At 65.9% G+C, this 15,036-nt stretch carries 10 protein-coding genes and 1 pseudogene; 5 read left to right on the top strand and 6 right to left on the bottom strand.

Annotated features, from left to right (window positions below):
• Positions 1-71: 71 nt before the first annotated feature.
• The 3 genes from U5760_RS31175 to zigA form a co-directional block, all read right to left on the bottom strand.
• A complete protein-coding gene (locus U5760_RS31175; RefSeq protein WP_322016149.1) occupies positions 72-1,874 on the bottom strand; it encodes an acyl-CoA dehydrogenase in 1,803 nt (600 codons plus the stop codon).
• 215 nt (positions 1,875-2,089) lie between these two features.
• Positions 2,090-3,178, bottom strand: a complete 1,089-nt coding sequence (locus U5760_RS31170) for an AraC family transcriptional regulator (RefSeq protein ID WP_322016148.1) — start codon at positions 3,176-3,178, stop codon at positions 2,090-2,092.
• A 108-nt stretch (positions 3,179-3,286) separates the two neighbouring features.
• Positions 3,287-4,510, bottom strand: coding sequence for a zinc metallochaperone GTPase ZigA (zigA, locus tag U5760_RS31165; protein ID WP_322016147.1), 1,224 nt, complete (start codon positions 4,508-4,510; stop codon positions 3,287-3,289).
• Between the two features lie 285 nt (positions 4,511-4,795).
• On the opposite strand from zigA, the gene U5760_RS31160 reads away from it, so the two are divergent.
• The 5 genes and pseudogenes from U5760_RS31160 to U5760_RS31140 all read left to right on the top strand — a co-directional run.
• Positions 4,796-7,147, top strand: a complete 2,352-nt coding sequence (locus U5760_RS31160; RefSeq protein ID WP_322016146.1) for a TonB-dependent receptor — start codon at positions 4,796-4,798, stop codon at positions 7,145-7,147.
• A gap of 46 nt (positions 7,148-7,193) precedes the next feature.
• On the top strand, positions 7,194-7,847 hold the full coding sequence (locus U5760_RS31155) for a MotA/TolQ/ExbB proton channel family protein (RefSeq protein ID WP_322016145.1): 654 nt from the start codon (positions 7,194-7,196) through the stop codon (positions 7,845-7,847).
• Entirely contained in the window at positions 7,844-8,242 is a 399-nt protein-coding gene (locus U5760_RS31150) for a biopolymer transporter ExbD (protein ID WP_322016144.1), read from the top strand. The genes U5760_RS31155 and U5760_RS31150 overlap by 4 nt, the downstream gene beginning before the upstream one ends.
• Positions 8,243-8,645: 403 nt before the next feature.
• Complete coding sequence (locus U5760_RS31145) at positions 8,646-8,984, top strand: energy transducer TonB (protein WP_322016143.1); 339 nt, start codon at positions 8,646-8,648, stop codon at positions 8,982-8,984.
• A gap of 232 nt (positions 8,985-9,216) precedes the next feature.
• Positions 9,217-10,368: pseudogene (locus tag U5760_RS31140) on the top strand (cysteine desulfurase family protein); the annotation flags it as partial.
• Positions 10,369-10,723: 355 nt separating this feature from the next.
• Here U5760_RS31140 and U5760_RS31135 read toward each other — a convergent pair.
• From U5760_RS31135 to glpD, 3 genes are all read right to left on the bottom strand, one after another.
• Positions 10,724-11,437, bottom strand: a complete 714-nt coding sequence (locus U5760_RS31135) for an MIP/aquaporin family protein (RefSeq protein ID WP_322016142.1) — start codon at positions 11,435-11,437, stop codon at positions 10,724-10,726.
• 99 nt (positions 11,438-11,536) lie between these two features.
• Positions 11,537-13,039 carry a glycerol kinase GlpK gene (glpK, locus tag U5760_RS31130; RefSeq protein WP_322016141.1) on the bottom strand — a complete coding sequence of 501 codons (1,503 nt, stop codon included), beginning with the start codon at positions 13,037-13,039 and terminating at the stop codon, positions 11,537-11,539.
• Positions 13,040-13,139: 100 nt separating this feature from the next.
• Complete coding sequence (glpD, locus tag U5760_RS31125; RefSeq protein WP_322016140.1) at positions 13,140-14,702, bottom strand: glycerol-3-phosphate dehydrogenase; 1,563 nt, start codon at positions 14,700-14,702, stop codon at positions 13,140-13,142.
• Between the last annotated feature and the right edge of the window lie 334 nt (positions 14,703-15,036).

Genomic DNA, 15,036 nt, shown 5'->3' with positions numbered 1-15,036 from the left:
CTCGGCCACCCAGCGTTCCGATGCGCTTTGAGAGGATTGATGGTCCGTCACGATAGCTTGCCCCTCGGCGCTCAAAACTGGTCTTCGGTCAGCGCGAGCGCGCCTTCGCCGTTGCGCGCGGCGAGAATCGAGGCCTCGAGCGCAACCGCCTGCGGCAGCACGTAGTCGGCAAAACTTTGTGCGGTCGCGATCTTCGCGCCGTAGAACGACGGATCTTCCGCACGGCGTGCCTGCGCGACGAGCATGGCGCGCGCCATCTGCCAGCCGCACAGTACGATGCCCGCGAGCTTGAGATACAGCACGCTGCCCACGAACACCGCGTTCGGATCGCCCTTCGCATTCGCGACCACGAAATCGACGACGTTCGACAGCGCCGCGCGGCCCGCCGAAAGACGCGCGTGCATGGTGTCGAATGCGCGGCGGGCGTCGCCGGCGTCGGCGCTCTTGAGCGCGGCAAGCGTTTCGTCGATCGAAGCGAGGATAACCTTCGCCACCGCGCCGCCGTCGCGCAGCGTCTTGCGGCCCACGAGGTCGTTTGCCTGGATCGCGGTCGTGCCTTCGTAGATCGGCAGAATGCGCGCGTCGCGGTAGTACTGCGCGGCACCCGTTTCCTCGATGAAGCCCATGCCGCCGTGCACCTGCACCCCCAGGCTCGTGACGTCGATCGACATTTCGGTGCTCCAGCCCTTCACGAGCGGCACCAGGTACTCGTAGATCGCGAGATGACGCGCACGCTCGGCTTCGTCCGGATGGTAGTGCGCCATGTCGCTATGCGCCGCCGCCACGTAGGCAAGCGCACGCGCGCCTTCCACCATCGCGCGCATCGTCGCGAGCATGCGGCGCACATCCGGGTGGTGGACGATGGTGACCGACTGCTTTGCCGAGCCATCCACCGGGCGGCTCTGCACGCGTTCCTTCGCGTACGCAGCCGCCTTCTGATAGGCCGCCTCCGAAACGGCGAGCCCCTGCACGCCCACCGCAAAACGCGCGGCGTTCATCATGATGAACATGTATTCGAGGCCGCGGTTCTCTTCGCCCACCAGGTAGCCGATGCCGCCGCCGTGGTCGCCGAACTGCAGCACCGCCGTGGGGCTCGCCTTGATGCCGAGCTTGTGTTCGATGGACACGCAGTGCACGTCGTTGCGCTCGCCGAGGCTGCCGTCCTCGTTGACGAGGAACTTCGGCACGACGAAGAGCGAGATGCCCTTCACGCCTTCCGGCGCATTGGGCGTGCGCGCGAGCACCAGGTGGACGATGTTGTCCGCCATGTCGTGCTCGCCCCACGTGATGAAGATCTTGGTGCCGAAGATGCGGTAGGTGCCGTCGCCCTGCGGCTCGGCGCGCGTGCGCACCAGCGCGAGATCGGAGCCCGCCTGCGGCTCGGTGAGGTTCATCGTGCCGGTCCACTCGCCCGAGATCAGCCTGGGCAGGTAGCGCGTCTTGAGTTCGTCCGAACCGGCCGTGAGGAGCGCCTCGATGGCGCCATCGGTCAGGAGCGGGCACAGCGCGAACGAGAGGTTCGCCGAATTGAGCATTTCGATGCACGGCGTCGCGATGGTCTTCGCGAGGCCCTGGCCGCCGAATGCGGACGGGTGGACCACGCCCTGCCAGCCGCCCTCGCCGAACTGGCGGAACGCCTCGGCGAAACCAGGCGTCGCGGTGACCGCGCCGTCACGCCACGTGCTCGGCTGGGTGTCGCCCACCACGTTCAGCGGGGCGATGACTTCGGCGTTGAATTTCGCCGCTTCGTCGAGCACGGCCTGAGCCGTCTCGGCATTCGAATCCTCCAGGCCCGGCAGCGTGGCGATTTTTGCAATATCCGCCAACTGCTCGAGTACGAAAACCATATCCTTGACCGGTGCTGCGTAGCTCATCGCGCGTCTCCTTCCATGTGGCCCTGGCACGGGATCCGCCACGGCTGGCGGCCTCTTCGCACAGGTTCGATGAGTCATCGTAACCCGCCCGGGCCGGTTGCGCGATATCAAAACCGGTCCGTCGACTGACAAATCCTGCCGTCATGAAGGCACCCAACCGGCTGGCAGTTTTTGTCAATAGTTCCTATGAGCGAGGGAGCCGCCCGCGGCCGGGGTTATTCCTCGGCGCCGGCGAGCGGCGCGGCAACGGAGGTGGCAAGCGGGGCAGCAAGCGCGGCGACGAGCACCGGCGACACGCCCTGCCGATAAGCCGCCGGCGTGCTGCCGGTCCAGTGGCGAAACGCGCGGTGAAACGCGGTGGGGTTGTCGAAGCCCACGTCGTAGGCGATGGCCGCGATCGCGTCGGTCGAGCGCGTGAGCCGCTGGATCGCCATATCGCGCCGCACCTCGTCCTTGATCGCCTGGAACGTCGTGCCTTCGGCTTCCAGCCGGCGGCTCAGCGTGCGCATCGACATGTTGAGGTCGTGCGCGACCTCGTCGATGTTCGAGGCTACCGGCAGCCGGTCCGCGATGATCTGCCAGACCCGGTGATGCATGAGCCGCTCAGCGAACGAGACGAAGATCCAGTCCTCGGGCGCGCGCGCGAGGAACGCGTCGAGGTCGGTCTTGCGTTGCCGCACCGGCAGGTCGAGGTAGGCCGCGTCGAAGACGATGCGCGTGGCCGCGCAGTCGAAGCGCACCGGGCCGGGAAAGAGATAAACGAGGTCGGCCACCTGCGCGGGCCGCGGAAATGCGAAATCCACGCCCGCAAGCGGGATCTTCTGGCGGATCAGCCAGGAAGCCACGCCGTGCACGAGCTTGAGCATGAGCTCGCAGCCCAGCATGCTCGCGCGCGGCACGGGCGCCGCCGAAGGCGCCGACGGCTCGACAAGTTCCAGGCACGCGTGCGCGCCGTCGCGGCGCGAAACGAGTTCGAGGTCGTCGAGAATCAGGTGGAAGAACTGGCCGAAGCGATGCAGCGCGACTTCGAGGCGCGGCGCGTCGAGCAGGCTCAGGCACAGGAACTTGAGCGTGCCGCGTCGCAGCGGACGGCTGAAGATGCCGGGCATCTCGTCGTCGAGTTCGATCGCGAGCAGGCGGTACAGCGTGGAGAACTGCTCCTGGGTGGCGCGCGCGCCGGGCGTTTGCAGCAGTTCGTACGGAATGCCCGAATGTTCGGCGAGCCGCGCAACGGCCGCCCGGTTCGCACCGGACAGGAATCCGTTGACGATCGAGATGGGGACGGTCGAGGAAAAGGGCTCCACGTGGGCAACGCTCCGGCTGACGGCGCGAGCATTGTCGCACACCGGCCGCGCGCGTCGCCCCCGATCCGGGCGATGGCCGCCCAGGCCCGAATCGATCTGTCCGGCCGGCTACGCTTCCATGTGGGCCTCGTCGGTCCGCCGGCGCAGATGCCACGCGGGGAACGGATCGGCATAGCCCGCCCAGGCCGCGGGCCCGGCACTGAGTTCGTCGCGCGTGAGCAGACAGGCGTCGAAGCCGCGGCGCAAGGCGGCCTCGTCGAGGCCGGTGCCGATGATCACGAGTTCCTGCTGCCGGTCGCCGAACGGCTCGGCCCAGCGCTGCACGATCATGGCTAGGCTCTCCTCGTCGTGCGGCCAGCTGCTGCGCGCCACGCCGGCCCACCACTCGCCCGCCAGGCCGTGCCGCGAAATCGCCCCGGCCTGCGACCAGCTGCCGACCAGGTTGAAGCGCGAAGCGAGCCAGAAGTAGCCTTTCGAGCGCACCACGCCCGGCCATTCCGTCTGGATCCAGTTCCAGAAGCGCTCGGGATGAAACGGAACGCGCGCGCGATAGACGAAGCTCGTGATGCCGTATTCTTCGCTCTCCGGAATACGCTCGCCGCGCATCTGCGCGAGCCACCCCGGCGCCTGCGCGGCGGCTTCGAAGTCGAAGCGGCCCGTGCCCATCACGGTGTCGAGCGGCACCTGCCCGAACGACGACGTCATGATCTGCGCGCGGCTGTTGAGGCTGCGCAGGACACCCTTCAACTGCGCGAGCGAGGCGCCATCCACGAGATCGGTCTTGTTGAGAACGATCACGTCGGCGAACTCGATCTGCTCGGTGATCAGGTCCACCACCGTGCGCTCGTCCTCCTCGCCCAGCGTCTCGCCGCGATCGTGCAGCCGGTCGTGCGAGCCGTAGTCACGCACGAAATTGCAGGCGTCGACCACCGTCACCATGGTGTCGAGACGCGCCACGTCGGAGAGGCTCACGCCCGCCTCGTCGCGGAACGTGAAGGTCTCCGCCACCGGCAGCGGCTCGGAAATCCCGGTGGATTCGATCAGCAGATAGTCGAAGCGGCCCTCGGCGGCGAGGCGCCGTATCTCGACGAGCAGGTCCTCGCGCAACGTGCAGCAGATGCAGCCGTTGCTCATCTCCACCAGCCGCTCCTCGGAGCGCGAAAGCTGGGCGCCGCCCTCGCGGATCAGACGCGCGTCGATGTTCACCTCGGACATGTCGTTGACGATCACCGCCACGCGCCGGCCCTCGCGGTTGTTGAGGACGTGGTTGAGCAGGGTCGTCTTGCCGGCGCCGAGAAACCCCGACAGGACCGTGACTGGAAGCTTGTTCATGATTTTCCCGGACCAGGTAGTCAGCCATGGCGATCGGCCTGCCCCTGAGCAGGACCTCCGATCGCGGTTTTCTTTCTAATCGTTATGATATAACATTTCACACCCTAAGCAGTCCTGGGCCACGAAACCCTTGGTACTGCCGGATGTCGATACGCGATTTTATCCGTTAATTGTTATGTTATAACATTTCTAGAAAGACACACCTGACCAACACCGAAACTCCGGGGCACCGCAGGCTCGCATAGCCCGCGGCGGCATGGCGCCCTCCCAACCGATTACAAGAACATGAAACGCCACACCCTCATTTCGCGAGCCGCATGGCTGCTGTTCGCCCAGACCGTCTCCCTGCACGCCCTGGCCGCCACGGCGGATACATCGCTGACCGGCACGGTCACCGATACCCAGGGCCACGTGCTCGAAAACGCCACGGTGTCCGTCCAGGACGCGAATGGCCACACGCTCGCGCAAACGCACACCGGCCACGACGGCACGTTCGCGGTGCCCAACGTGCAGCCGGGCACCTACGCGGTCACGATCGATGCGCAGGGTTTCGGCGCGAGCACGAGCATCGCCACCGTCGATACGGGCGCGCCGGCGCCCCTCAAGGTGGCGCTGGAAAAAGGCGGCACCATGGACGTGAACGTGGCGGCCCAGCGCCTGAACACCGCGCGCAACGGACTGCAGCCCGACATCGGCGCGAGCGTGTACCACTTCTCGCAGGCCGATATCCAGAACCTGCCGCAAGGCGCGAGCACGCCCATAAACCAGGTGCTGCTGCAGGCGCCCGGCGTTGCCAACGATTCGTATGGCCAGGTGCACGTGCGCGGCGATCACGCCGACCTGCAGTACCGCATCAACGGCATCGTCATCCCCGAGCCGATCAGCGGCTTCGGGCAATCGCTCGACACGCGCATCATCGACCAGGTCAATCTGATCACGGGCGCGCTGCCGGCCCAGTACGGCTATCGCACGGCGGGGATCGTCGATATCACGACGAAGTCGGGCGACACGGGCAACGGCGGCGCCGTCGACGTCTATGGCGGCAGCCACCAGACGCTGCAGACGAGCGCCGACGTGTACGGCTCGCAGGGCCCGCTCAGCTACTTCTTCACCGGCTCGCTGGGCGTGAACAATCTGGGCATCGAGGCGCCGACCTCGGACGCGAATCCGCTCCACGACCACACGCGCCAGGGCAACGCCTTCGGTTACGTCTCGTACATCATCAATCCGCTCACCCGCGTGAGCGTGATGGCGGGCACCGCGGCCAACCAGTTCGAGCTGCCCAATACGCCCGGCCTGCAACCGCAGTACACGCTCAACGGGCAAACCACTTTCAATTCGGCCAACCTGAACGAAACGCAGTCCGAACTGAACAACTTCGCCGTGCTCGCGCTGCAGGGCACGAATGGCGGCGCGCTCGACTATCAGGTTGCGCTTTTTACGCGCTATACGCGCACCCAGTTCAATCCCGACGAAATCGGCGACCTGATGTTCAACGGCGTCGCCTCGAACGACTTCCGCAGCAATCAGGCCGAAGGCATCCAGACCGATACGACCTTCCGGCTCAACGACACCCACACGCTGCGCGCCGGCTTCATGGCGCAGCAGGAACACGCCGTGTTCAACGACAGCGTAGCGGTGTTCCCGGCCGACGCGAACGGCAACCAGACCTCGGACATCCCGATGACGATCAACGATTCGGGATCGAAAACGGGCTACCTGTACAGCGCCTATCTCCAGGACGAGTGGAAGCTCACGCCCAAGCTCACGCTGAATTACGGCGTGCGCTACGACGGCATGAACGAATACGTGAGCGCGAGCCAGCTGAGTCCGCGCGTGGGCCTCGTGTACCAGCCCACCAATGCGACCACGCTGCACGTGGGTTATGCCCGCTACTTCACGCCGCCCGACTTCGAACTGGTCTCCGCCGGCACGATCACACGCTTCAACGGCACGACCAACCAGAGCCAGGTGACGGCGGACAGCCCCGTGCAGCCCGAACGCGACCACTACTTCGACATCGGCATCACGCAGCGCCTCACGCCGTCGCTCACGGTCGGACTCGACGCCTACTACAAGATCGCCTCGAACCTGCTCGACCTCGGGCAGTTCGGCACCGCGCTCATCTACACGCCGTTCAACTATCAGTACGGCCGCGTCTATGGCGTCGAGCTCACCGGCAACTACAAGCAGGGCAACGTGAGCGCGTACCTCAACTTCGCGTTCAGCCGCGCGCAGGGCAAGAACGTCACCTCGGCGCAGTTCAATTTCGATGCCGCCGAGCTCGCCTATATTTCGGATAACTGGGTATTCCTCGACCACGACCAGCGCGTCACGATGTCGATGGGCGGCGCGTACGACTTCGGCCAGAACACCTTCACCGCGGACGCCATCGTGGGCAGCGGCCTGCGCAGCGGCTTCGCGAACACCGACAAGCTGCCGTGGTACGGACAGCTCAATATCGCCCTGATCCATCACTTCAACGAGCCGATCGTCGGCAAGTTCGACGCACGGGTGGTGCTGATCAACGCCTTCAATAGCGTGTACGAACTGCGCGACGGTTCGGGCATCGGCGTGCAGGCGCCGCAGTACGGGCCGCAGCGCGCGATCTATGCCGGCGTCACCAAGCTGTTCTGATGCCTGGGGTACACAGGAACACGCAGGCGCACACGGGAATTCGATCATGAACGACTGGACCTCTCTTGCCGATACGGCTCATCTGGGCGGCTGGGTCATCTATCCGCTTACCCTGCTCGCGATCGCCGCGCTGGCGATCACGCTCGACCGGGCCTACGCGTTCTGGCGCTTCGGGCGCATGCCGCGCTGGGTGGAGGAAGCGGGCGGAGATAACGACGGCGGCGACGGCGGGTATGTCGAACTCGCCGCACAGAGCCATAACGGCTTGCCCCGGCGGCACGCGCTCAGCCGCATCGGCCGCCTGCTCGCCGATACGCGCACGCCGCTCTGGCGCACCGAAGCGCGCATCGAAGCCGTGGCCGCCCAGATCGAGCGCGACATGAGCCGCGGCCTGTGGCTGCTCGAAACCATCGTCACCGCGGCACCGCTGCTGGGGCTGCTCGGCACGATCGTCGGCATGATGCATTCGTTCAGGCTGATCGGCGGCGACGGCCTCGTGAATCCCTCGGGCGTGACGGGCGGCGTCGCGCAGGCGCTGATCGCCACGGCGATCGGTCTCGTCATCGCGCTCGTGGCGCTTTTCGCGTTCAACTACTTCTCGCGGCGCATCGACCGGCTCATGGACGACATCGAGTCGTTCGCCAGCATCGCGCTCGGCGACCTGCGCCTCGCCGCCGGGCAGGCGGACCGCGCGCCATGAAGCTCAGACGCTCGCGCCGGTCGAAGCGCGGCCGCATCGAGATCATCCCGATGATCGACGTGATGTTCTTCCTGCTGGCCACCTTCATGCTGACCTCGCTCTCCATGCAACGGCTCGACGCCGTGCGCGTGAACCTTCCCCAGGGACACGCGCAGCAGCTTTCGCAGGACAAGCCGCTTACCTTGAGCGTCGATCAGGCCAACCACGTGTTCGTCAACCAGCAGCCGGTGCGGCTCGACCAGGTGACGGCGGCGATCGCGCATCTGCTGCGCCCCGACGGCAACGTGGTGGTGGCCGCTGACGATCGCGCGGCGCACGGCGTGGTCGTGCAGGCCATGCTCGCCGCGCGGCAAGCGGGCGCGGAGCATTTCCTCGTTGCCGTGCATCGTGAATAGCGGTTTGCAGAAGGTCTTCGTGCTGGCCGATCGCGATCGCTTGCGGCTTGGAGCGGCGCTCGTTATCGCTGCGCTGGTGTGCCTCGGCTTGCTGGTCCGTGCGGGAGACCGGCTCATGGCGCGCATGCCGGCGCCAAAGCCGAATCCGCCTATCGATATGCGGCTCGTGGAGATCACGCCGCCCGCGCCTGCGGCCCCTGCCGCGCCCGCCGTGCGTGCTGCGGTTCCGTCTGCGGTAGTTGCCACGCGGCATGCGGCTGCCCGGACGATACAAGCCACGCCATCGCATGCGCCGCCCGTGCGCAGCAATCCGGCGCCGGCGCCTCCTGCGCGTATGGCGGCTCAAACACCGGCGCCTTCAATCTCTAATGAGGAATCCTCAAAGACTTCATCGCCCTCCTCCGTGCAACCCGCATCGGCCACCACGGCGCAATCGACCGACACCGCCCCTGTCACCCCCACCAGCGCGCCGGGCAGCCTGCGGGCGCGCGTCCTCGCACAGCCCATGCCGGTCCTGCCCGACGACCTGCGCGAGCAGGGTTATCAGGTCACAGCGGTCGCCCACTTCAAGGTGCACCCCGACGGCAGTTTCGACGTGGAGCTCGTCAAGCCGACCCAGAATCCGCGCCTCAATCAGATCCTGCTCGAAACCCTGCACCACTGGCGCTTTTTCCCCGCCATGGAGAACGGCCATCCCGTGGAAAGCGAGCAGGAAGTGCGCGTGCATTTCACGGTGAGCTGACCGGCGCGGGCATCATCCTTGGCGAGCCGTCGAGTCTCGCGCCGGATCATCGACGGTCTTGACGATACGGGCGAGGACCGGGCCATCGCCGAAGAACCTGCGCAGGCCGCAGGGTCGCCCCGGGCCGACCGGGAGAATTTTTATCTACAGCACGCGCCCACGCCCCGCCAATTTAGAAGCCATTTCTCGCCTCGTCCAGGTACGATTCATGGCTTCGATTGGCGGAATCCCTATGACGACGAATACCGAACACCTGCATTACTTCGACTACGCAGCCACCACACCGGCGGACCCGCGCGTCATCGCGGCCATGTGCGAATGCCTTGGCGTGGATGGGGTCTTCGGCAATCCCGCATCGAGCTCGCATAGCGCCGGCACCCGTGCCCGCGCGCTCGTGGAGCGCGCACGCCGCGAAGTCGCGGCACTGATCGGCGCGAGCGCCGAGGAAATCGTCTGGACCTCGGGCGCCACCGAATCGAACAACCTCGCGCTCAAGGGCTATGTGGAAGGGATCGAATCGCAGCCCCGTCCACGTCCGCACCTCGTCACGAGCACGCTGGAACACAAGGCCATTCTCGATACGGCCGCGAGCCTCGAACGTCGCGGCACGCCGGTCACTTACGTGCGCCCCGGCGCGGACGGCGCGATCACGCCCGCAACCGTTGCCGCAGCGCTGCGCGAGGACACGGGTCTCGTCTCGCTGATGCTCGTGAACAACGAGATCGGCACGCTCACCGATATCGCCGCCATCTCGGCCCTCGTCCACGAGGCCGGCGCCCTGCTTCACGTGGATGCGGCGCAGGCGCTCGGCAAGACGCCCATCGACGTGAAGGCGCTCGGCATCGATTTTCTCTCGATGTCGGCCCACAAGGTGTATGGGCCCAAGGGCATCGGCGCGCTCTACGTGCGCGAGGGGCTGGCCGCACACATCGCGCCGCAAATGCACGGCGGCGGCCACGAGCGCGGGCTGCGTTCGGGCACGCTCGCCACGCATCAGATCGTGGGCATGGGCACGGCGTGCGCGATCGCGACCGCCGATATGGAAGCCGACAACACGCGTATCGCACAACTGGGGGCGAAGCTGCTGGAAGGCGTGGCCGGGCTGCCGGGCGTCACACTGAACGCGCGCGAGGCGCGGCGCATTGCGCACACCATGAGTCTCACCATCGATCACGCCGGGTTCTTTCCGTTCCTGCTCGGTCCGGACTTCGCGGTCTCCACGACCTCGGCCTGCAATTCGGCTGCCGGCACGCCCTCGCACGTGCTGATCGGGATCGGCCTGAGCACCGAAGCGGCGTCGCGCACGATCCGCCTGAGCCTCGGGCGCTTTACGAAGCCGGAAGATATCGACTTCGCAATCGGCATGCTGCGCGATGTGGTCGAATCGCTGAGCCCAATGACAGCCCAGGCCGTTCAAACCATTTGAGCGGTATCCGCGCGGCGCGTGCGATCAGACGCGCTGCGCGATCGCGATGATCAGCGTCGAGACGGACAAGGCGATCGCGACGAGCGCAATCGCAATGGCAGTGTTGTTCGGAAGTTTCATGCTCGATCCTGGTTCAGGGCGGTACGTTACCGTCTCCCGAGCGTTCCGGATGTTAGCAATTGTCAGAAAGCGTATCCGCACTTACCCTCGCGCCCTTATAGGCGCCCTGCGAGGCATCCTTCCCGGCACTAACGACAACGCCCCGGGGGCTCCGGGGCGTGCGGCACGCTAGCGCATTGAGGCTCGCTCCGGCTTAAACCACGTGCAGGTAGTGATAGAGGCCGGCCGCTGCGGCGCCGCCCACGAGCGGTCCGATCACCGGAATCCACGCATAGCGCCAGTCGCTGTCACGCTTGCCCGGAATCGGCAGCAGCGCGTGCATGATGCGCGGCGAGAGATCGCGCGCCGGGCTCATCGCGTAGCCCGTCGGGCCGCCGAGCGAGATGCCGATGCCGAGCACGAGCAGGCCCACCGGCAGCGCGTCAAGCGCGCCGAGCCCCACTTGCGGTGAAGCCAGATAGAGCACGCCGAGGATCAGGATGAACGTGCAGATCGCTTCGGTCAGCACGTTGTGCTTCACGCTGCGGATGGCAGGCGCGGTGCAGAACACGGCCAGCTTGAGATCCGCATTTTCTTCGCGTGCGAAGTGCTGCCGATAGGCGAGCCACACGAGCGCGGCGCCGGCCATGCCGCCGAGCATCTGCGCGGCGATATACCCCCCCACCTTCGACCATGCGAACTTGCCCGCGAGCGCGAGGCTGATCGTGACGATGGGATTCAGGTGCGCGCCGCTGAACGACGCCGTGACATAAACCGCAACGAACACGGCCATGGCCCAGCCGAACACGATGACGATGAGATCGGCGCCGTTACCTTTGGTCTTGGCGAGCAGCACGTTGGCGACTGCGCCGTTGCCGAGCAGCACCAGAATGGCGGTGCCGATGAATTCTGCAATGTATGGTGACATGATGTTGTCTCTCTAGCCACGCGGCAGGCACGCTGTGATGCGTGACCCGCCTGATGGAAATATATTTTTTAAGTATGACTGACGAATTTTAGACGAGGCTCAGTGCGTGTCGTCGGCCCACGCCTTGGCCGCCCGTACCGCGCGCTGCCAGCCTGCACGGCAGCGGTCCACCTGCTCCGAAGCCATCGCCGGGCCGAAGCGTCGGTCGAGTTGCCACTGGCTCTTCACCTCGTCGACGTTCTTCCAGTAGCCCGTTGCAAGACCCGCGAGATACGCGGCACCCAGCGCCGTGGTTTCGGTGATCTGCGGACGCACCACGTCCACGCCCAGCATGTCGGCCTGGAACTGCATGAGCAGGTTGTTCGCGCTCGCGCCGCCGTCCACGCGCAGCTCGCCGATGCTGATGCCCGAGTCGGCTTCCATGGCCGACAGCACATCGAGCGACTGATAGGCGATCGAATCGAGCGCCGCACGCGCGAGGTGCGCCGAGGTCGTGCCGCGCGTCACGCCGAAGAGCGAGCCGCGTGCACGCGCATTCCAGTGCGGAGCGCCGAGGCCGGCGAAAGCGGGTACGAGATACACGCCGTCGGTATGCGGCACGCTGGCCGCCAATGCCTCGATCTCCGCCGCGCTCTTGATGACGCCCATGCCGTCGCGCAGCCACTGCACCACCGCGCCCGCGATGAAGATGCTGCCTTCGAGCGCGTAGTTCACCTCGTTGCCGATCTGCCAGGCAATGGTGGTCACGAGGTTGTTCTTCGACTCGATCGGCTTCGTGCCGGTGTTCATCATCAGGAAGCAGCCCGTGCCGTAGGTGTTCTTCACCATGCCCGAGGTCGTGCACATCTGACCGAAGAGCGCGGCCTGCTGGTCGCCTGCGATACCGGCAATGGGAATCTTCGAGGCAAACACCGTGGTCTTCGTCGGACCGTAAATTTCGGATGACGAACGGACTTCGGGCAGCATGCTGCGCGGAATATCGAGCGCTTCGAGCAGATCGCTGTCCCACTCGCGCGTATGGATGTTGAAGAGCATCGTGCGCGACGCGTTCGTCACGTCGGTCACGTGCAGCTCGTGCTTCGTGAAGTTCCAGATGAGCCAGCTATCGACCGTGCCGAAGGCGAGCTTGCCTTGACGCGCCTTTTCGCGCGCGCCCGGTACGTTGTCGAGAATCCAGCGGATCTTGGTGCCCGAGAAGTACGAGTCGATCGGCAGGCCGGTCTTCGCGCGCACTTTCGCTTCGAGGCCCTGGGCCTTGAGCTGGTCGCAGAAGTCGGCCGTGCGGCGGTCTTGCCACACGATCGCGTTGTAGATGGGGTGGCCCGTCTCGCGGTCCCAGACGATGGTCGTTTCGCGCTGGTTCGTGATGCCGATCGCGGCGATGTTGGTGCCGTTCATGCCCGCACGCGTCACGGCTTCGGCGGCGACGCCGGCCTGGGTGGACCAGATTTCCTGCGGATCGTGCTCGACCCAGCCCGGCTGCGGGTAGATCTGCTCGAATTCCTTTTGCGCCATCGACACGATGTTGCCCTGGCGGTCGAACAGCATCGCGCGCGAACTGGTCGTGCCCTGGTCGAGCGCGAGAATATATTGATCCTGCATGTCTCTCATCTCCATCGTTGGTAGTTGTGATTCGCGCCGCGGGTGACGGCGCGTGGGTGGGGCGAGGCCTCGGGGTGCCAGGCTTTGCCCCGGTGGGCGCTCAGTGCGTGACTTTCGTGCCTTGATTCACTGCGTCTTGCAGGCCGGGCGTCGCACGGGCAGCGGCAAACCAGGTATCGATGGCGACCGTCACCGCTTCCAGCGTGCCCGGCGCCACGTGCAGGCCGAGCTTCGAACGGCGCCACAGTACGTCCTGCGCGCACGTCGCCCATTCGGCATCGCGCAGGTAAAGCAGTTCCGCTTCGTAGATGCCCGGCACGATTTCCTTGCCGAGGCCCGCGAGCGAGGTTGCGTTGCCCACCAGGCGGCTCGCACGCGTGCCATAGGCACGCGCATAGCGGCGCGCGAGCGGCGTGGGCAGCCAGGCGTGACGCTTGGCGAAGTCGTCGGCGAACGGCGCGAAGCGCGCGCCGGCAATGTCGCCGCCGGGCAGCGGCTTGCCCGCCGTCCACGTGAGCGCATTCGAGCCGAGCGCGCGGCACAGCATGTCCGACGCCTCTTCCGCGAGCTTGCGGAACGTCGTGATCTTGCCGCCGAACACCGAGAGCAGCGGCGCGCCGTCGCCGTCGTCCAGCTCGAGCTTGTAGTCGCGCGTGACGGCCGAGGGATTGTCCGCGCCCTCTTCTTCGAGCAGCGGACGCACGCCCGAATAGGTCCAGCACACGTCGGCCGGCGTGATCTTGCGCTTGAAGTAGCGGTTGATCGACTCGCACAGGTAGCGCGTTTCGTCGCCGTCGATGGCGACCTTCGCGGGATCGTTGCGATACTCCACGTCGGTCGTGCCGATCAGCGTGAAGTCGTGTTCGTACGGAATCGCGAAGATGATCCGCTTGTCCGGGTTCTGGAAGATGTACGCGTGGTCGTGGTCGAACAGGCGCTTCGTGACGATATGGCTGCCCTTCACGAGCCGCACGCTATGCTGCGCGCCGCGGCCGAGCGCGCCGTGCAGCACGTCGCCCACCCACGGACCGGCCGCGTTCGCAATCGCGCGGGCGCGCACGTCGAGGATCGAGCCGTCCGCGCGCTGCAGCCGCGCCTGCCATTCACCGTTCGCGCGGCGCGCCGAAACGAGCTTCGTGCGCGTGAGGATATCGGCGCCGTGCTCCTGCGCGTCGAGTGCGTTGAGCACCACGAGGCGCGCGTCGTCCACCCAGCCGTCCGAATAGACGAAACCGCGGCGGATCGAATCGATGAGCGGCGCGCCCGCCGCGTGACGGCGCATGTCGATGCCGCGCGAGCCCGGCAGCAGTTCGCGCTTCGCGAGGTGATCGTAGAGGAAGAGGCCGACCCGGATCAGCCACGCCGGACGCAGGTTCGGCATGTGCGGCATCACGAAGCGCAGCGGCCACATGATGTGCGGCGCCGCGCGCAAGAGCGTCTCGCGCTCCTGCAGCGCCTTGCGCACGAGGCCGAATTCCTTGTACTCGAGATAGCGCAGACCGCCGTGAATCAGCTTCGTGCTGGCCGACGAGGTATGCGACGCGAGGTCGTCCTGCTCGCACAGGAGCACGGAAAGGCCGCGCCCGGCGGCGTCGCGCGCGATGCCCGCGCCGTTGATCCCGCCGCCCACCACGAGCAGATCGTACCGATTCTGTTGATTCACCTGCTGTCCCTGAAAATAAGACGAACCTGAAATGTTCGAAATGTTCGGATACGAAATCTAACGAACAAAATCGAAAAAGTAAAGTTCGTTTTCTGGCGGGGTTTTACCTGGGTGGATGGAGGACCACGGTGGCCAGGGCAGGAACGGTCACGGGGCGGCGGAATGGCCGCGCAGATACCGCCGGACGGGGATTACAGCGCGAAGCCCATCCGCAATCGGGGCCTCATAAGACATCGGCTTGCATGCCGATCAGGCCCTTGAATGGGCTCTCCAAACCGGGGGCGCGATGCGCCTTAGCGTCGAGGAAATGTTCGAATCGGTCCGTCTGGATGTT

It is taken from the genome of Paraburkholderia sp. J12 (assembly GCF_905220215.1).
GTDB lineage: Bacteria > Pseudomonadota > Gammaproteobacteria > Burkholderiales > Burkholderiaceae > Paraburkholderia.
Note: the sequence above shows the minus strand (reverse complement) of the source record. Positions and strands in the feature narration are given on the sequence as shown.